Raw genomic sequence first — 17,596 nt, 5'->3', positions numbered from 1 at the left:
GCGACATGGGCGCCGACATCGGCGCAGTCGGGCCGCGTATCACTATCGCGTCGAACCATTTCAAAACTGGCCGCCACGCTGTCGACGACACGATGGTTCACGAGGTGATCCACGCCCGGCTGTATGTCACCGGCCAGGACGTCGCTCGCCGCGCGACGCTATTTCCTTTGGGGCGCGCGGCGACTTTGGCGGGCCGGGCGCGGATGAGTTGCTAATGGAACCGGAATCGGATCGAGCTTGTTGCCCGGCTCGATCGACGAACAGTTCTGCGGTGCGGGCAGGTCGGCGAAACGTTGCTTGATCCAGGCGATCGAGTTCGGCAGCCAGGGCACGAGGCTCCAGACGTGGCTGAGCGCGTTGTACTGCTCGTAGTGGACCGTGGTGCCCTTCGCGCAGTAGCTGCGGGCGAGCGTGCGGACGTCGCCAGTGATCATCACGCCGTCGCCGGCGCCGATGCCCTGCTTGTTGCCCGGCGTGCCCTCGAGCTCACCCCTGGCGCCCTGGCCGATAAACAGCGGGACCGTTGGCTTAGTAGCGTGGTCGGGAACCCCGCCGGTACCCATGATCAGCTTGTTGACCGTCTCGACATAGAGCGGGATGCTCTCGGGAGTCGGGTACTCGGGTTTGGCCAGGTCCTTCCACTTCAGAACCGGGTACTGGCCGAGGACGTCGACGATCGACGCATTCTGCATGCCGTTGTAGATCTTCACGCCGCGGTCGCTGAGATACGGCGTGAAATCGGTCTCGAACGCGCGCGCGATGCCGGCGAGCGCCATCGCCATGACGCCGGCCCAGATCCGGCTTCCCTCGACATAGTGCAGGTTGTGCGCCGGGTGGACGAGCACGCCGCCCATCGCCGCGCCGATCAAGCACGCGTTGACATCGAGCGCGTCGGGCGCGTACGTCGGTGCAAGCTCGGCGGCCCACTCGGTGGCGAGCGCACCGCCGGAGTATCCGAGCATCGCAACCTTTGCGTCGCTGTCGATGGTCGACGAGTTGAACGCAGCGCGGATCGAGTCCAGCGTGTTCATTCCGTACTCCGGGCCTGCGGCGAAGTCCGCCCTCTGGCCCTCGGTGTCGGGGACGATGACCGTGTACCCCTCGGCGAGGAACGGACCGAAGACCCCCAGCTCGACGTTAGGCACGAGGCCGCCGAGCGTGGGTCGTCCGCCCGAGATCGCGTATGACGGCTCGTCGTTGGGGTTGAGCGAGTCGTAGGCGGACTGATACGAGATCACCTTCGTCGTGTCGCGCAGGTCTAGGTCCAGCGGTTGAATGACCGAGGTGACATTGACGGTCGGCTTGAGGATCTGGCTGGTCGTCCGATAGAGCAGCTGCGTGGTTCCGAGCAACGTCGGGATGCCCATTATGTGGTAAGAAACGCTGCGAGTCTTCAGCACCGCTCCAGGCAGGATGTCCGCCAGCGGGCCGGTGTACTCGTAGAACGGATCATCCTTCGGCTGCAGCGCGCCCACGCCCCTGCCGGGCGCGCCGCTTCGATCGGGATACCAACCTGTGGGTTGCCGTGGTGCAGTCATAGCTTCCCCTAACCGTGGGCACCATGTTGCCCTCCCCGGGACACCCAACAACAGGGACTTTGGACCTGGCCACCGTTGGGTCCGCGCGCAGCCCAGGCATCGACACCCGCGCGAGAATCGATCACATGCGCGCGCAGTACCCGGCCCCCAACGGTGTCGTCGGGCTGGTCCCGCTGCACATCGGCTACGCCTTCGAGGTAGACGGCGATGACGACGTCGTCGGGGTCGTGGTGGACACCACGCTCGGCGGGTTCGTGCTGTGGCTGGCCGCTGACAACGCCGTGCAGTTGCCGGCCAGCTCGTCATGATCGTCGAAAACCGTGACCGGTTACGCGACGCGTACGCCAGGCGAGCGCAGACCGGCGCGGTGGCCGAATCACATTCCTGCGATAGATTGCCGTCAAATTTGTCGTCAACGATGGGAAAACCTGACCCGGGTTTGTCAATGACAAACGGCTATGGGACGGCCGGTCACCGCTGGGAAACGAGGCGCTGGACCATGGTGAACAGCAGCGTCGCGCAGGAGTGGCGGAGGTCGTGAACTCTGAGCTGAGGCACGTCGGCTTTCTCGCACAACCGGTGGAACATGCGGTTGACATTGCGGGGTTCTGTCCCGCCGCCTTTTGCCGTCGTGAACACCAAACCCGTCTCACGCCATGACGAGCCTGCAGCCAGCCGCTCCTCGAGTTGCCGCCGGCGATGGTTCACCAGAATCGGCACCAATGGCCCGGGCAGTGGGAGAACCGCCACCGAACCTTCGGTTTTGGCGTGCTCAAATTTCAACTGACCATCCACCCGGTGTAGTGCTCGCCTGATCGTGATTCGCCCCCGGTCGAGGTCCAGGTCCGACCATTCGAGCCCAAGCGCCTCACCTCGCCGCAACCCCATTGACAGCGCGACCGCCCACAATGCGTACAGTCGTTCGTTTCTGCGGTCTTTAGGAAAGTAAGCGCCTCGGCCCGAGTGAACGAGCGCGCCTTCCGATCGTCGGTGACGCGTAGCTGTACGAGCCGAGCGACGTTGCTGCTCAGCTTTTCTCGTCCACCGCATCCTGTAGAGCAGCCCTCAGAACGCGCAGGATTTGTCGGATCGAGCTCGCCGACAGCACATCATTGCAGCATTGAGGCGTAGCCAGAGCACACAACACCGCGCCTTCGACGTGCAGGCCCGCGCAGCGTCCTTGCCCTGCATGCAGCATTGGCACCGTGTCTGCAGCCCGGTGAGCCAAGCGCGGATATGCGCTGCCTGCAAAGACTTCAACTTCCGGTTGCCGATGCCCGGCACAACGTGCAGCCGCACATAGCCTTTATAGGTCGCGTACGTCGCGCGGCGGATGCTCGGTTTTGCGATGTGCTCGAGCCAGTAGCTCATGTACTCCGCGACAGTTAACGTCGTTGTTGCATAGGGTATCCCGCGTCGCTGCTGATCTCCGATTTTCCCTAGTTCGTCAAGTCGTTGATGTTTCCGCAGCCACTCCCGGCTCGAGGTTCCCGGGACCTTTTCGGTGTAGGCGCTGCATCAAACGCAGTGCGGTTACCGGTCCCGGCCGATGAGGTCGGCTGCACGCCATGCCATTGCCATGATCGGACCGTTTAGGTTTCCGGCCCATGGTCGGTATCACCGAGCAGTCCACGACGCGCAGGTGCTCGATCCCGCGGACCTTCAGCTCGCTGCCGACCGCATCCTACTCGCGGGGTCCCATGGCACGGTCATGCTGCATTCCTTCGAACAAGATCCTATGGCACGGGCGATACGATCGTACAGTGATGGCTCTGGTGGGGTGGCACACCGAAGCGCGCCGGGTTCGTCCGCTCGGGTGTCGCCGGTAGCAAGATGGGCAAATGACGTCTGCGGGCGCACGCCGAACCGAGAAGCTGCAGGCGATCCTGGCCGCCACGGAGCGGCTCATGCTTCAGGAGGGCTACGGCTCCGTCACCTACCGCAGCGTCGCCGCGAAGGCGGGGGTGGCCGCCGGCTTGGTCCAGTACTACTTTCCTTCGCTGGACGAGCTCTTCGTCGCGGTCCTTCGTCGTGGTACTGACCGGGTGATCGAGGGCCTGGAGGCGGCGGCCTGCTCGAAATATCCGCTTCGTGCGGTGTGGGAGTACGCCAATAACCGGAGCGGCACGGCGCTGTTGATGGAGTTCGTGGCCCTGGCCAATCACCGTCCGGTCGTCGGCGACATCATCGGCGAAGGCGGTGAGCGGGTCCGCCGTGCCGTGGTGGAGGCGGTTACCGGACGCTGGCCTGCCTATGGGCTCGATGAGGATGAGTTACCTCCGCCGGCGTTGGTCTTCCTGCTGGGAGCCATCCCGCGGATGGTCCACCTAGAAGAGGGGTTGGGCACCTTCACCGGTCATGCTGAGACCCTCGCGCTGGTGGAGCGTTTCTTGAATCGCGTCGAACCCGAAGTCACCGAATTCGACGACTGATTGGCAGTTGCGACGCCAGTTCCGCCCTGGAGGTTGCGCTCTGCCAGCGGATATGATGTTCTTGTACAAATCGCCAAACTCTACCCGGAGGTCGACATGCCCGGAACTTCCTGTCCGATCACTCCCGCCCTGGGTCTCGAAATCACCGGGCTGACTGTTCGCGAACTTGCCACACCGGATGGTGCCCGGAAAGCCCAGGAGGACCTCGACCAATACGGCGTCGCGGTCTACCGCGAGATCAACATCGACGACGACGACCTCATCGCCTTGAGTCGCATGATGGGCACCCTGGTCGTCCAACCGACAGGCGAGCACAAGTACCCGGAGATCCAGACCATCACGCTGGACCCGACCAAGACCAACGCCCTGTTGGCGTCCTTCCGGCAGGGCAACTTCCACTGGCACATCGACGGCGCCACCGACGAGCGTCCGCAGAAGGGAACCCTGCTGACCGCGCGAGAGGTCGACCCCGCCGGGGGCGACACGGAGTTCGCCACCACGTACGCCGCCTACGAAGCGTTGTCGGACGGCGAGAAGGACGAGATCGATTCACTACAAGTGGTTCACAGCTTCGCCCATGCACAGTCGCTGGCCAATCCGGACGCCACCGACGCGGAGCGTGCTGTCTGGGATCGGGTCCCGACGCGGGTGCACCCACTGGTCTGGCGCCGACGCAGCGGGCGCAAGGCTCTGCTTCTCGGCGCGACCGCGGCCGAAGTCGTGGGCTGGCCCGCCGACAAAGGCCGGGAGCTGCTGGACCGGTTGCAGGATTGGTGCACGCAGCCGAAGTTCACTCTGCGCCACAAATGGCACCGCGGTGATCTGGTGATGTGGGACAACACCGGAATGTTGCATCGCGCCTTGCCATTCGAACCGACGTCGGTGCGGCTGATGCACCGCACCACCCTGGCCGGCGAGGAACCCGTCGCCGTCGTGTGACGCAATCAACCCCGCGGTGACGCTACTGCGTCTCGGCGGCCAGGTCGGCGACCACAGCGCGAACCTTGTCCGCCAGTTGAGCGTGTTCGCGCGGATGCACGCCGTTCAGTGTCGTCAGCGGAACCGAAAGCTTGATCGACTCGAGCACCTGGGGCCCGGCGATCGCGAACGATTTCCGTGTTTCGTCGTGAGCCCAGGTGCCGCCGTAGGATCCCAGCGAGGCGCCGATCACGGCGAGCGGTTTGCCTTTCAGGGCGCCTTTGCCATAGGGCCGTGACAGCCAGTCGATGGCGTTCTTCAGTACTCCCGGGATACTGGCGTTGTATTCCGGCGTGACAATCAGGACCGCATCGGTGCGTTCGGCCTCCTGCCGCAGTGCCGTCACCGACTCGGCGACGTCCGCGTCGTCGATGTCCTCGTTGTAGAACGGCAACTCGCCGAGCTGGTCGAACAACGTCAGCGTGACCCCGTCGGGGGCCACCTCGACGGCGAGTTCGGCCAGCTGGCGGTTGACCGACGCCGCACGCAGGCTTCCCAGCAAGACCAGGACGTGGGTCATGGCGTGCTGAACATCCCCCGGTAGCCGAAGGCCGGATGGTGTTGCGAGACATCCGGGGTGTCCGTGTCGAACAATTTCTGTCGCAATGTTCCCGGCCGGTACTCCTTCTGCATCAGGCCCTTCTCCTGGAGTACCGGAACCACGTGTTCGAAGAACTCGTCGTAGCTCTGCGGCATCAGGATGTTCATGATCTGCACGCCGTCGACACCTGCAGCCTGATAGTCAGCCAGCCGCGCGGCGATGGTTTCCGGGGAGCCGACGACCATCTGTGGTACGGACAGGGTGGTCAGGAAGTCGTGCACCGTCGGCTTGGTGCCGGCCGGCCAGGCGTTGATCACCGCCCGGAAAGCTCCTTGGATGCCGGGGATTTCGTCGAGCAGGTCCTCCAGCGGAGTCTGCGGGTTAAAACGGCCGAGATCGGTGCCGGAGAGGCCGGCGAAGTAGGCGACCTGGCCTTCCTGGCTGCGATACTGCTCTAGGTCCTGCCACTTGCGGAAGGCTTCCTCGTCGGTCGAGCCGACGACGAACATCAGGCCTTGCAAGAACAGGATGTCGCCGTCGCGCCTGCCGTGTTCGCGCGCTCGGGCACGTACCGTGCTGATCTGTTGCGCGATGGTTTCCGGGGTGTAGGCGGACAGGAACATCAATTCCGCGTGTTTGCTGGCGAAGTCGAGACCTGCCGGTGAACCACCGGCCTGCGCGAGCACGGGTATGCGTTGCGGCGAGGGCTCCATGAGGTTGAAGCCTTCGACGCTGTAGCGCTCGCCTATGTGGTGGATGTCGTGGATTCTCGAGGGATCTGTGTAGACGCCACGGGATGCGTCGTTGACGACGGCGTCCACGTCCCAGGAGCCCTCCCAGAGCTTGTAGACGACGTCGACATACTCGTCGGCCCATTTGTAGCGTTCCTCGTGGGAAAGGTTGCTCGGTAGTCCGAAGTTGCGGAACGCGCGCTCGTTGGCCGATGTGACGATGTTCCAGCCGACCCGTCCGTCGCTCAGGGCATCCAACGTCGACACTTCTCGGGCGAACATGAACGGGTGCTTCGAGATGACCGAACTCGTGTACAGAAAGCCGATATAGGAGGTTTCGTGGGCCAGCGCAGGCAACAGCATGGAGCAGTCGCCGATCGGGACGTTAACCGCCTGCTCGAACACGATGTCGCGAGATTGGTTGAACTCTCCCTGAATTCCCAGGACATCGGTGAAAAAGAAAGCGTCGATCTTGGCCTGCTCCGCCTTCTTGGCCAGATCCACCCAGAGATCGAGAGACTTGAACTCCCGGTTGCGTGCCTCCGGATGGCGCCAGCCGCCCTGAAAATTGTGGCCGACCGAATCCATCACCAACAGTGTGAAGACCATCCGCTTCGTCATTGAACGCAATTCCTTCCTGGGTCACATCACCGCGTAGCCAGCGTCGACCGGCAGGGTCACCCAGGTGATGTAGCGGGCTTTTTCGCTGACCAGAAACGTCACGACGTTGGTGACGTCGATCGGGTCGACGAACGGAACCGGCAGCAGGTTGCCTGACATGGCACCCAGATCTTGTGGGTTGTTGGCGAACACCGTGGCCATGTGCTCGTTGAAGATCATCGGTGTACCCACGCCGGTAGGGTGTACCGAGTTCACCCGGATGTTTTGTGCGGCATAAGCGTTGGCGGCCGAGCGCATCAAGCCGACGACGCCGTGCTTGGAGGCCGCATAGGCGAAGGCCGCGGCACTGCCGTCGCCGCCGCGTCCCACCAGTCCCTGCATCGAACTCACAAGAATGATCGAGCCGCCCGATCCCTTGCGGATCATCGAAGGGACCGTCGCGGCGATGGTGTGCCAGACCCCGTTCAGGTTGGTGTCGACGATGTCGCGGTAGAGCTTTTCGTCGTTCGGGGCAGGCTTTCCGATCGCCACGACACCGGCGTTGGCGACCACCACGTCGTTATCACCGAGCTGGTCAATGGCGGTCGTGACGGCGGCTTGCAAGTCGGCCAGCGACCGCACGTCGGCCACCGCCGTCACGACCCGGCGACCGAAGGACTTGACGAGTCCCGCGGTTTCGTCGAGGTCTTCGCGGGTGGCCAGCGGGTAGGGGATCGAGGCGATGTCGGCACACCGGTCGATGGCGATGATGTCATAGCCCTCGCGGGCCAGGGCTTCGGCGTGGCTTCTGCCATGTCCACGTGCGGCACCGGTTATCACCGCGACGCGGTTGTTCACGGTTGTCAATCGAATAGCTCCAAGTCAGCCGATGATGGTGGGCATCGAGTCCCAGCCGCGCACTGTCGAGGTCCGTGAGCGGCGGGCGCTGTCGATGTCGACCTCCCACTTGGGGAATCGCTTCAGCACTTCCTCGAGGGCGACGCGGCCTTCCAGTCGTGCCAGCGGCGCACCGAGGCAGAAGTGCGCCCCACGACCGAACGTCAGGAGACCGCCGGGCCGACGGTGGATGTCGAAGCGGTCCGGCTCGTCGAAATGGCGTTCATCGCGATTCGCAGAGGCGAGCATCAGCAGCAGCGCGCTGCCCGCGGGCACGGTCTGGCCGTGGAATTCCACGTCCTCCGCAACCCAGCGGGCCACATGCGGTCCCGGCGGCTCGTAGCGCAGGAGCTCCTCGATGGCGTTGGGAACCAGAGACGGATTTCCGGCGAGATCCTGCAGTTGGTCAGGGTTTTCGCCGAGTACCTTGCCCATCCAGCCGAACAGCCGCCCGGTGGTCTCCACGCCGGCGCCGGCCACGACCGCGAGGAAGATCAGCAGTTCCTCGGTGCTGAGTCGCCGTGTTGCGCCGGTCTCGTCCTCGAACTCGACGTTGAGCAGTTCGGTGATCAGGTCGTCGGACGGGTTCTTGGTTCGCCAGGCGAGGTAGTCGGTGAACATGTCACCGTCGAAGTAGTGGTCCTTTTTCACGGGCAAGGGTTCGCCCGGCTTGTTGCGCAAGACGGCGTGTGCGTGCGCGCGAACGGATGGCTGGTCGGAATCCGGTATGCCGACCAGCATGCCGATGGTCCGCATCGGCAGTTCCGCGCCCAGGTCCTGCACGAAATCGAACCGGTCGCTGCCGATGATCGGATCCAGGCACGCGACGCAGAATGTCCGCACCTTGTCTTCGATTTCCCGGATTCGCTTGGGGGTGAACGCCCGCGACACCAGGGCCCGGTGGATGGTGTGCAGCGGCGGATCCTCATTGATGAACACGCCCGGCGGCATCACCGGATCGGCCTTGACCACTTCGAGGATGTCGCCTTTGGCCGAGCTCAGCTTGTTGGGCTCGCGCAACGCCGCATCGACGTCGGCATAGCGGCTCAGGCCCCAGAAGTCGTGGCGCTCGTTGTAATAGACCGGTGCCTCGTCCCGCAGTCGTCGGTACGTCGGGTAGGGGTCGAGGTCGATCTCGACGACCCACGGGTCGTAGTACAACTCGCTCACATACCCTCCTCGTCAAAGTCTGTACGAGCATATAGCATGTGCTGTACGAACGTATAGTGGTGTGGCGAGCTGTGTACGGGTCTCCTGCTGAGGGTCGGTGGGAATATGCTCGGGGTCTGCAACAGTGAGGGGATCATGGCCGCATCACCGCGCCGCGTCGGCGCAGAGACGTCGAAGACCCGCGACGCCCTTCTGGATTGCGTCGAGAAGATGATGCTGGAGGAGGGGTACGCCAGCGTCAGCTACCGTGCCCTGGCGGCGAAGGCCGGCGTCACGGCAAGCCTGGTCCAGTACTACTTTCCCTCGCTTGACGACATCTTCCTCGCTGCGATCCACCGCTATTCCGAGCGCAATCTCAAGCACCTGAGCACCACGCTGCAGAAGCGGGCTAACGATCCGCTGCACGCCATGTGGGAGTACAGCTGGCATGAGGCCACTGGCGCCTTGATCACCGAGTTCATGGCGCTGGGCAATCACCGCAAATCGATCCGGTCGGAGATCGCCGACGTGACTGAGCGGATGAGGAAACTTCAGATCGAGGTGCTGAACGGGGCCTTCGGGGCGAACGCCCGCTTCGAGGGAAATTTGTCGCCCAGTGCGGTGGTTATGTTGATCACCGGCATTCCGAAGTTCCTTAATCTGGAGGAAGGTGTCGGCGTCGAGACGGCGCACTCCGAAGTGGTCCGGGCCGTGGAACGTTACCTCGATGCGGTCGAACCGGGGGTGCGACGTAAGCGCAAGCCCGCCAAGACGTCGTCCCGAGGCCGCCGGTAAGAGTGTGGCGATGACGGGTGGCCGTGCCGGCACCCGCCGATCGGCGAGGCGTCGTGCGATCCTGCGGGCAACGCAGACAGTCATGCTGGGCGAGGGTTATGCTTCGGTGACGTTCGAGCGGGTGGCTTCGGTGGCCGGTGTGGCCAAGAGCCTTGTCTACTATTACTTTTCGACGCTCGACGAGCTGTTCATCGCAGTCCTCCAGGACTTCATGGATCACTTCCTGGCGCGGATGAGTGCTGCGACGCCGTCCGGCGCTTCACGCGGACGGCATGGGCTTATGCCGGTGACCAGACCGGTACGGCATTGACGGTCGAATTCCTGGCCCTGGCCAACCATCGCAGCGAGGTGCGCGGCGCCGTCGGCGAATGTGCCGAGCGGGCACGCCGCACGCTGACCCAGGTGGTTGGAGCCAACCTGCCGGACGGCCGGATGTTCGCCATGGCTTCGGGCTCGGCTGCGGCGTTCATGCTGCTGCATTCCGCGCCATTGCGATGGAGGAGCTGGTCGGCGCAGACCTCGGTCATTCGGATGCGATGGCTGCGGGTTGCAAACTCCTCGAGCTGGCGGAAGGTCCACAGAAAATCTGAGGGTGATCTGCGCCACCGCCGTGTGCTATACAGTTGCATAGCAGCCGACGCGCCGTCGGCACAGCCAGGTGTGAGGGGATGAACCAAGTGGGTCGGGTAGCGGTGGTAACCGGAGGCGGATCGGGCCTGGGTGAGTCGATCGCCGTGCAGCTGGGCCGTAGTGGCCACCGGGTCGCCGTTCTGGACATCAACGGCGGGGGTGCCGAGAAGGTGGCTGCCGAGATCCGCGCGAACGGTGGGCAGGCCCTGGCGGTGCAGGCCGACGTCGCCGAACCTGGTTCTGTCGCAGCCGCTTTCGACGCCGTGCGCACTGCCTTCGGTCCGGTCGGTATCTTGGTCACCAGTGCGGCGTTGGGTGGCTTCACCCGTTTCGACCGGATCACGCTGGAGGAGTGGAATCGCTATCTGGCGGTCAACCTCACCGGGACGTTCCTGTGCATGCAGGCCGCAGTCGCGGACATGGTCGGCGCGGAGTGGGGCCGTATCGTCACGATCTCCTCGGCAGCCGGCCAGAAGGGCGCGTCGCGGCAGGGGCATTATTCGGCCACCAAGGGCGGCGTCATCGCGTTGACCAAGTCGGTGGCTCTGGATTACGCGGCCAAGGGAATCACAGTGAACACGGTGCCGCCCTTCGTCGTTGACACGCCGATGCTGCGTGAACAGCAGCGCGACAACAAGCTGCCGCCGGCCGAGTTCCTCGAGAAGGCCATTCCGGCGGGCCGGCTCGGCACGGGCGAGGACATCGCCGCGTTGTGCGGCTTCCTGTGCTCGGATGCCGCGAGCTACATCACCGGGCAGGTGATCGGTGTCAACGGTGGCGCAGTGATCTGACGCACCGGCCAGTGACGCGATCGGACAGCACATCCATGGAGGAACAGATGAAGGTTCGGGTTGAGCCCAGCCCGTGTCAGGGGCACACGTTGTGCTCCATGATCGCCCCGGAGTGGTTCGTTCTCGACGATGTCGACGGGCACGCTTCCGCCGTCGACGAGGTCGTGCCGGACGAGTACGAGGCACGAGTTCGCGAGGCCGCGCAGTCCTGCCCCGAGCAAGCGATCGTGATCGACGGGGAGTTGCAATGACCGCACAACGCGACAACCGCTATCACTTCGACCGGCATGCCGCCGACTACCGGCAGAACTTCCTCGACATCACCCACGAGATGCAGCGGCTCTGCCCGATCGCCTGGACCGAAACCTACGGCGGCCACTGGGTGGCCGCGGGTGGACATGAGGTGTTCGAACTGGCTCGCTGTCCACACATCTCGAACGATCACGATGTCACGGGCACGCGCCGCGGCTATAAGGGAATCTCCATCCCGACGATGGTGGAGGCGGAGAACTTCCGTGGCGGCATGCTGGAGATGGACGATCCCGAGCATCGGCATTACCGCAACGCGCTGAACCCATATCTGTCACCCGCTGCGATCAAGCGGTGGGAGCCTTTCGTCGACGAGGTGGTGCGCGCCTGTATCGACGAACACGTCGAGGAAGGGCGCATCGACTTCGTCGACGATCTTGCCAACGTGGTGCCGGCGGTGCTGACGCTGGCGATGTTGGGTATACCGCTGAAGAAGTGGACACTCTACAACGAGCCGGCTCACGCCTCGGTGTACACACCGCCAGACTCTCCTGATGCCGCCCGCGTGCGTGAGCTTTACATGGCGATGGGTGTTGACCTATACGGCAATCTCATTGAGATCAGGGACAATCCGCGTCCCGGTATCGTTGACGCGCTCGCCAGACTGCGCATCGATGGTGAGGCGCCGCCTGACATTGAGCTGGTGGGCATGCTCAATCTCCTCATCGGCGGCGGATTCGACACCACCACGGCGCTGACGGCTCACGCCCTGGAATGGTTGTCTGAGCATCCGGCCGAACGCGCCAGGCTCAGTCGGGCGCGGGACACCTTGCTCAATCCGGCCACCGAGGAGTTCTTGCGGTTCTTCACTCCCGCACCCGGTGACGGACGCACGATCTCCGACGACATGGAGTTCGAGGACGTCGCACTCAGGGAAGGGGAGCGGCTGTGGCTGTCGTGGGCCATGGCCAACCGTGACCCCAACCTTTTCGACGACCCCGACCAGGTGATCCTCGACCGAAAGGGTAATCGGCACTTCAGCTTCGGGCTAGGTGTGCACCGCTGTGCCGGTTCGAACGTCGCGAGGACGGTGTTCAAGGCGATGGTCACCTCAGTGCTCGACCGCTTGCCGGACTACCGTTGTGACCCCGAAGGAACCGTGCACTACGACAGCATCGGCGTAATCCAGGGAATGCGCCACCTGCCGGCGACTTTCACTCCGTGGACCCGGCTCGGACCGGGTCTGGAGGAGACGCTGGACAAGCTGCAACGCATCTGTGACGAGCAGGGACTGGCCCGGCCGATCACGGAAAGCAAAGCGGCAGCGCAGATCAGCGACTGAGCGGGCCGCCGGGTGCCGTAGCGGTGGCGCCGGCTGTGCACGTAGAACGGAGGATGTGACATGCGGATCGGACTGACTGGCGGCATCGGCGGCTTCGTGCCGTCAGGCCAATCTCCCATGGACAGGAGCCATCCCGGCACCGGGTCGAACGAGGCGGTCACGCTGGTCGCCATCGACGGTCCGTTCTCGGCGATGGCGATGTCGCCCAAGAAGGCGAGCGATATCGCATCCTCGCGATCCGCCGGCGTGTACAACGGAGCCCAGACGGGTCAACGAATCTGCCCCGGGGAATCCTGGTGGATCGATCTTGGCCGGACTTGACAGATCACCGGAGGCTGGGTGGAGCAACTGAGCGGCCTGGATGCCGCATTCGTGTACGCCGAGACCGCCGGCGCGGCGCATGTGACCTTCTTCGCGATCTACGATCCGTCGACGGCGCGGGGCGGCGCTGTCACCTTCGACGATGTCATCTCGCATTTCGGCCCCCGACTCGCCGCGGACCGTATTTTTCGCTCGGTGCTCGCGCGTGTCCCGTTCGATCTGGATCACCCGTACTGGGTGCGCGACGAGAACTTTGAGCTGAGCCGGCATCTGCACCACCTGACGTTGCCGCGCCCCGGTGGCTGGCGGCAGCTGTGCGAGCAGGTGTCGCGGCTGCATGAGCAGCGGATGGATCTGAGTCGGCCGCCGTGGGAGGGCTACTTCATCGACGGGCTCGGCAGGATCCGGGGAGTGCCCAAAGGCGCCTTCGCCGTGTGCTTCAAGGTGCATCATTCGGCGGTCGACGGGGTGATGGGCCTGGGAATCGTCAACGCGCTGCACGACCTGACCCCCGACACCGCGCCGGCGCCGGTTGACGAGTGGACCCCGGAATCACGCCCGTCGTCGCTGAACCTGCTGGCCCGCACTGCGGCCACCTACGCCCGTCGGCCGGCGCAACTCGTCTCCGCGGCAACGCACAGCCTTCCCTTGCTGTCCCGGCTTCCCGCAGCGATGACCCGGCTTCCCGCAGCGATGACCCGGCTGCTGTCGATCGGTCACCGGGACGAGCATGGTCTTTTCGGGGACGTGCCGCACACCCGGTTCAACGGGCACACGGACAGCAGCCGCAACTTTGACGCCCGCTCCTACGACCTCGCCGCAATATTGGAAGTACGCGCGCTCGTGCCGGGGGCCACCGTCAACGACGTCGTTCTCACCGGCATCGGGGGCGCTATGCGCCGCTATCTGCTGGACAAGGGCGAGCTGCCCGACGCTTCGCTCGTGACCTCCATGGCGATCGCGGTGCACACCGACCCTGACCACCAGCGCGGGGCGAATCAGATTTCGGTGGTCCGCGTGTCGCTCGGCACGAACATCGCCGACCCGGTTGCCCGCCTGCGGGCCGTGCACGAGTCGAGCGCCCGGTCGAAGGCCGTCAACGAGGCGATGGGCCCAGGTGCGCTCGTCGAGTACGCCGAGTTCCTGCCGGGCGCGCTCTTCGTCGGCGCGATCCGTTTCGGGATGGCGGCACACCTCGGGAAGTACCTCGAGAACTCGGGGGTTGCGAACACCCTCGTGTCCACCCTGCGCGGCCCGCAGTTCCCGATCTACCTCGTCGGCGCCCGGATGATCGCCGGCTACGCATTGTCGCCGTTCATGCAAGGTGGCGGGCTGATGCACAACATCATCAGCTACTGCGGACGCGTGGTCGTCAGTATCAACGGCTGCCCGACCGTGCTACCGGATATCGAGCACTACGCGGATTGCATGGACGCCTCCTTCGCTGAGCTGACGTCCGGCTCGACGACCTTGGCATAGCGTCGGGGCAAGGACCAACGTGACGTGTGCGCACGATCGGTGATCCCGACCACTAACTGCGCTCCGTCGGAACTCGCTGCCCGAACGCGTTTGATCAGGACAGCTCCTGGACGTACACATTCTGTTCGAGAACGCCGGCATCGGCCTGCAACCACTCGGCGGTGTCGCTTGGTCGGTCAGCTGCGCTGGGGTCGGGCGCCCCCTCCGTAGACGATATCGGCGTGCTCGGGATCCCAGCGATTGCGGAACACCACATCGGCGATTGGACGGCGGCGAACCGGACCATGCCGCCCGCGCGGCCACCCGACGACGATGTGCCCGGCGAGGAACCACTCGTCCGGAACGCCAATCGACTCGCGGAGTACCTGCTCTCCGTCGTATGACGCCCAACTCGTGAAACACGCACCCAGGCCCTGGGCGCGCGCGGCGAGGTAGAAGTTCTGCATCGCAGGATAGATCGATCCGGCTTGCAGGTACTCCGAGGCGAACTCGTTCTTGTAGGCGGTGAACAACACCGACGTGAGTTTGCCGGCGCGATCTTGCAACTCGTAGGTGGCCCGGTTGTTTCGCGCCGCGCGGCTGTGATCGTCGTCGGCGGGCCTACTCATCCCGTAGATCGATTCGATTGTCCTGAGAGCTAATTGGGCCGCCTTCGCGACTGCCGCCCGCTGCTCGGGGGCATCGAGAACGATGAAGCGCCACAGCTGCGCGTTGGCCCCGTTGGGTGCCCAGGTGGCAGCCTCGAGGCAACGGTCGAGCGTCTTGTCGTCGACCGGCTCGTCGGTGAACCGACGGATGGAGCGAGCTGTGGAGAGCACTTCCCAGACGTCGTTGGTCGGACGCGGCATGGCATTGGTCTACTCGACGCGCGGGCAGATGTCGAGTGCCCCTTGGCATTGAAGACACACAAGGCCGATTCTCCGTGGTCCCTCCGAACCGGACAGACCTGTGTTGTACAGTCGTATTGCAGTCGGCGCGACGACAGGAAGAGAAGTGGTGCTGTGAACGACAGGTTCTCGATGGAGGGACGGGTTGCCGTCATCACTGGCGGCGGGACCGGCATTGGACGGGCATCGGCGCTCGTCCTGGCCGAACGTGGTGCCGACATCGTTCTGGCCGGCCGTCGGCTCGAACCACTTGAATCCACCGCCGGCGAGATCACAGCGCTCGGCCGGCGAGCTGTGGCGGTGCCGACCGACGTGACGGATGCCGAACAGTGCCGTGCGCTGGTCGACACCACGCTCGACCAGTTGGGCCGCCTCGACGTGCTGCTCAACAACGCCGGCGGTGGACAGACGAAGCCGATGATGAAATGGACAGACGAGGAGTGGCGCGACGTCCTCGACCTGAATCTCTCGAGCGCGTGGTACCTGTCGCGGGCCGCGGTCAAGCCGATGATCGAACAGGGCAAGGGCGCGATCGTGAACATCTCCTCAGGTGCCGGCCTACTGGCGATGCCGCAAGCGCCGGTGTATGGCGCCGCCAAGGCCGGTCTGCAGAATCTGACCGGCTCGATGGCCGCGGCGTGGACCCGCAAGGGTGTCCGCGTCAACTGCATCGCCTGCGGTGCCGTCCGAACCCCCGGTCTCGAGTCCGACGCCAAGCGGCAGAGCTTCGACATCGACATGATCGGGCAGACCAACGCGTCGGGCCGGATCGCGGAGCCCGACGAGATCGGTTACGGAGTCCTGTTCTTCGCCTCCGACGCCTCGAGCTACTGCTCCGGACAGACGCTCTACATGCACGGTGGTCCCGGCCCGGCGGGCATCTGAGGGTCGCCATGAGGACATCTGTCAACGTCAGCCACGTCGGGCTGCGAGTTCGCGACCTCGACCGGTCCAAGCGGTTCTACGAGGCGCTCGGCTTCACCGAGGTCAACCGGCTGACGGTGCCCGACAAGGTCGCGGCCGGCCTGCTCGGCCTGGCCGCGCCGATCGGGTTCGAGGCCGCCTACCTGCAGAACAACGGCTTTGTCCTGCAGTTGATCACCTTCTCCGGGTACCCGGCCCCGGACGAGCCCGAGCGCACCATGGTGGGTGCCGGATTGACGCACCTGTCCCTCGCGGTGGACGACATGGCTGACGCGCAGGCCGCAGTTCGGGCCGCGGGCGGCACCGTCGTCGCGGATCCGGGGGGCGGGTTCGCGTGCATGGTGCGCGATCCGGAGGGACAGTTGCTCGAGCTGATCCATTCCAGTGTGCGGCCGGTGCGGCCGGCTTAGGAACGTAGTTCGTCGACCATCGCAGCGCACCGATCCAGGAAAGTCAGTGTCGCCGCGTGATCATGCGGATCGCGCCGGCCGCCACCAACCACGGCACGGTTGAAGCCGAAATCCCGGTAGCCGGCCAGCACTTCCAGGGTGGGCTCCCGCCACACCATGATCGTCAGATCCAGCGCCGCGGGGTCGCGCCCGGCTTCCTCCGCGGTGCGGCGAAAGTCGTTCACCGCCTTAGGCAGATCCCGGTACGCCGCATCGCCGGGAAGCCAGCCGTCGGCCCATGCCAGACAGTCACGCGTAGCTTTGGGGCCGCTGGTGGCGGCCAACAGCAGCGGACGAGGTCGCTGGTGCGGCTTGGGATACGACCACACCCGATCGAAGTCGTAGAACTCGCCGTGGTACTCGGCCTCGTCATCGGTCCACAGTGTGCCGAGTGCGGCGACCATGTCGCCCAGTGCTCGGTAGCGATCGGACCACCGAATCGATTGAGACAGTTCGAGCTCGGGGCGGAATCCGACGCCGACGCCCAGCAACAGCCGCCCGTCGCTCAGCTGATCCAGAGTGGCGACTTCCTTTGCAAACGTGAACAACTCGCGCTCCAGCGGCAGGGCAACAGCGGTGCCGATGCGCAGATCGGTGGTCGCCTGAGCCGCCGCCATCAACGACAGGAAGGGATCCCACATGCGCTTCTGCGCGCTGAGCAGACCACTGGGCATCTGACTCGCGGCGGCGACCGGTATTTGGGGGTGCTCGCCCACCCACATCGATTCGAAACCGCGGGACTCCAGCTCCCGCCCGAGCACTCCGGGGGCGAGGTCCCGAGGCGTGTTCAGCGAGACGTATCCGAGGTCCATCAACACTCCTTCGGGTGAGCCACGGTGCTGTACGATCGTACTGCACATCCG

Annotated in this window: 21 protein-coding genes and 1 pseudogene; 12 read left to right on the top strand and 10 right to left on the bottom strand. The window is 64.6% G+C overall.

Translation table 11 applies throughout. From position 1 onward, the window contains the following. Positions 1-158 precede the first annotated feature (158 nt). Entirely contained in the window at positions 159-1,538 is a 1,380-nt protein-coding gene (locus tag ACLP4W_RS05340) for a lipase family protein (protein WP_442384828.1), read from the bottom strand. A gap of 125 nt (positions 1,539-1,663) precedes the next feature. Here ACLP4W_RS05340 and ACLP4W_RS05335 point away from each other — a divergent pair, with 125 nt between their 5' ends. Further along, positions 1,664-1,846, top strand: a complete 183-nt coding sequence (locus tag ACLP4W_RS05335) for a hypothetical protein (RefSeq protein ID WP_442384826.1) — start codon at positions 1,664-1,666, stop codon at positions 1,844-1,846. Between the two features lie 163 nt (positions 1,847-2,009). Here ACLP4W_RS05335 and ACLP4W_RS05330 read toward each other — a convergent pair whose 3' ends face one another. The 3 genes and pseudogenes from ACLP4W_RS05330 to ACLP4W_RS05320 all read right to left on the bottom strand — a co-directional run. Then, positions 2,010-2,588, bottom strand: a complete 579-nt coding sequence (locus tag ACLP4W_RS05330) for a site-specific integrase (RefSeq protein ID WP_324440679.1) — start codon at positions 2,586-2,588, stop codon at positions 2,010-2,012. A 15-nt stretch (positions 2,589-2,603) separates the two neighbouring features. Further along, positions 2,604-2,948: an N-terminal phage integrase SAM-like domain-containing protein gene (locus ACLP4W_RS05325; RefSeq protein ID WP_442384854.1), complete on the bottom strand. Its 345-nt coding sequence runs from the start codon at positions 2,946-2,948 to the stop codon at positions 2,604-2,606. Between the two features lie 123 nt (positions 2,949-3,071). Next, positions 3,072-3,222, bottom strand: a pseudogene (locus ACLP4W_RS05320) (GMC oxidoreductase); the annotation flags it as partial. Positions 3,223-3,379: 157 nt separating this feature from the next. Here ACLP4W_RS05320 and ACLP4W_RS05315 point away from each other — a divergent pair. Next, on the top strand, positions 3,380-3,970 hold the full coding sequence (locus ACLP4W_RS05315) for a TetR/AcrR family transcriptional regulator (protein ID WP_324440681.1): 591 nt from the start codon (positions 3,380-3,382) through the stop codon (positions 3,968-3,970). A gap of 96 nt (positions 3,971-4,066) precedes the next feature. After that, complete coding sequence (locus ACLP4W_RS05310; protein WP_442384823.1) at positions 4,067-4,909, top strand: TauD/TfdA dioxygenase family protein; 843 nt, start codon at positions 4,067-4,069, stop codon at positions 4,907-4,909. 22 nt (positions 4,910-4,931) lie between these two features. Here ACLP4W_RS05310 and ACLP4W_RS05305 read toward each other — a convergent pair whose 3' ends face one another. From ACLP4W_RS05305 to ACLP4W_RS05290, 4 genes are read right to left on the bottom strand one after another with little or no spacing between them, the layout of a single operon-like run. After that, on the bottom strand, positions 4,932-5,468 hold the full coding sequence (locus ACLP4W_RS05305) for an NADPH-dependent FMN reductase (protein WP_324440685.1): 537 nt from the start codon (positions 5,466-5,468) through the stop codon (positions 4,932-4,934). Further along, on the bottom strand, positions 5,465-6,841 hold the full coding sequence (locus tag ACLP4W_RS05300) for an NtaA/DmoA family FMN-dependent monooxygenase (RefSeq protein WP_442384821.1): 1,377 nt from the start codon (positions 6,839-6,841) through the stop codon (positions 5,465-5,467). Before ACLP4W_RS05300 ends, ACLP4W_RS05305 begins: the two co-directional genes overlap by 4 nt. A gap of 21 nt (positions 6,842-6,862) precedes the next feature. Then, positions 6,863-7,687, bottom strand: a complete 825-nt coding sequence (locus tag ACLP4W_RS05295) for a mycofactocin-coupled SDR family oxidoreductase (protein ID WP_442384819.1) — start codon at positions 7,685-7,687, stop codon at positions 6,863-6,865. 15 nt (positions 7,688-7,702) lie between these two features. Then, positions 7,703-8,887 carry a cytochrome P450 gene (locus tag ACLP4W_RS05290; RefSeq protein ID WP_442384817.1) on the bottom strand — a complete coding sequence of 395 codons (1,185 nt, stop codon included), beginning with the start codon at positions 8,885-8,887 and terminating at the stop codon, positions 7,703-7,705. Between the two features lie 135 nt (positions 8,888-9,022). Between ACLP4W_RS05290 and ACLP4W_RS05285 the strand changes: the two genes are divergently transcribed. From ACLP4W_RS05285 to ACLP4W_RS05255, 7 genes are all read left to right on the top strand, one after another. Beyond that, on the top strand, positions 9,023-9,661 hold the full coding sequence (locus tag ACLP4W_RS05285; protein WP_442384815.1) for a TetR/AcrR family transcriptional regulator: 639 nt from the start codon (positions 9,023-9,025) through the stop codon (positions 9,659-9,661). Between the two features lie 10 nt (positions 9,662-9,671). Further along, complete coding sequence (locus ACLP4W_RS05280) at positions 9,672-9,971, top strand: TetR/AcrR family transcriptional regulator (RefSeq protein ID WP_442384813.1); 300 nt, start codon at positions 9,672-9,674, stop codon at positions 9,969-9,971. Between the two features lie 358 nt (positions 9,972-10,329). Beyond that, positions 10,330-11,082 (top strand): SDR family NAD(P)-dependent oxidoreductase, encoded by a 753-nt coding sequence (locus ACLP4W_RS05275; protein WP_442384811.1) that lies wholly within the window; start codon positions 10,330-10,332, stop codon positions 11,080-11,082. A 47-nt stretch (positions 11,083-11,129) separates the two neighbouring features. Continuing rightward, on the top strand, positions 11,130-11,333 hold the full coding sequence (locus tag ACLP4W_RS05270; protein WP_442384809.1) for a ferredoxin: 204 nt from the start codon (positions 11,130-11,132) through the stop codon (positions 11,331-11,333). Further along, entirely contained in the window at positions 11,330-12,673 is a 1,344-nt protein-coding gene (locus ACLP4W_RS05265; protein WP_442384807.1) for a cytochrome P450, read from the top strand. Before ACLP4W_RS05270 ends, ACLP4W_RS05265 begins: the two co-directional genes overlap by 4 nt. A gap of 60 nt (positions 12,674-12,733) precedes the next feature. Continuing rightward, a complete protein-coding gene (locus ACLP4W_RS05260; protein WP_442384805.1) occupies positions 12,734-12,994 on the top strand; it encodes a hypothetical protein in 261 nt (86 codons plus the stop codon). A gap of 18 nt (positions 12,995-13,012) precedes the next feature. Further along, complete coding sequence (locus tag ACLP4W_RS05255) at positions 13,013-14,473, top strand: wax ester/triacylglycerol synthase family O-acyltransferase (protein WP_442384803.1); 1,461 nt, start codon at positions 13,013-13,015, stop codon at positions 14,471-14,473. Positions 14,474-14,649: 176 nt separating this feature from the next. Here ACLP4W_RS05255 and ACLP4W_RS05250 read toward each other — a convergent pair whose 3' ends face one another. Next, positions 14,650-15,321: a nitroreductase family protein gene (locus tag ACLP4W_RS05250; RefSeq protein WP_442384801.1), complete on the bottom strand. Its 672-nt coding sequence runs from the start codon at positions 15,319-15,321 to the stop codon at positions 14,650-14,652. A gap of 153 nt (positions 15,322-15,474) precedes the next feature. Between ACLP4W_RS05250 and ACLP4W_RS05245 the strand changes: the two genes are divergently transcribed. Both ACLP4W_RS05245 and ACLP4W_RS05240 read left to right on the top strand, forming a co-directional pair. Then, a complete protein-coding gene (locus ACLP4W_RS05245; protein WP_442384799.1) occupies positions 15,475-16,245 on the top strand; it encodes an SDR family NAD(P)-dependent oxidoreductase in 771 nt (256 codons plus the stop codon). Positions 16,246-16,253: 8 nt separating this feature from the next. Next, positions 16,254-16,694 carry a VOC family protein gene (locus tag ACLP4W_RS05240; protein WP_442384797.1) on the top strand — a complete coding sequence of 147 codons (441 nt, stop codon included), beginning with the start codon at positions 16,254-16,256 and terminating at the stop codon, positions 16,692-16,694. Here the strand turns inward: ACLP4W_RS05240 and ACLP4W_RS05235 are convergent. Then, positions 16,691-17,545, bottom strand: a complete 855-nt coding sequence (locus ACLP4W_RS05235; protein WP_442384795.1) for a TIGR03619 family F420-dependent LLM class oxidoreductase — start codon at positions 17,543-17,545, stop codon at positions 16,691-16,693. The two genes, ACLP4W_RS05240 and ACLP4W_RS05235, sit on opposite strands and share 4 nt — an antisense overlap. Positions 17,546-17,596: the final 51 nt, after the last annotated feature.

This window comes from Mycobacterium sp. (genome assembly GCF_052145595.1).
Taxonomy (GTDB): domain Bacteria; phylum Actinomycetota; class Actinomycetes; order Mycobacteriales; family Mycobacteriaceae; genus Mycobacterium.
The sequence above is the reverse complement of the archived record's forward strand: the minus strand, read 5'-3'. Positions and strand labels throughout refer to the sequence as shown.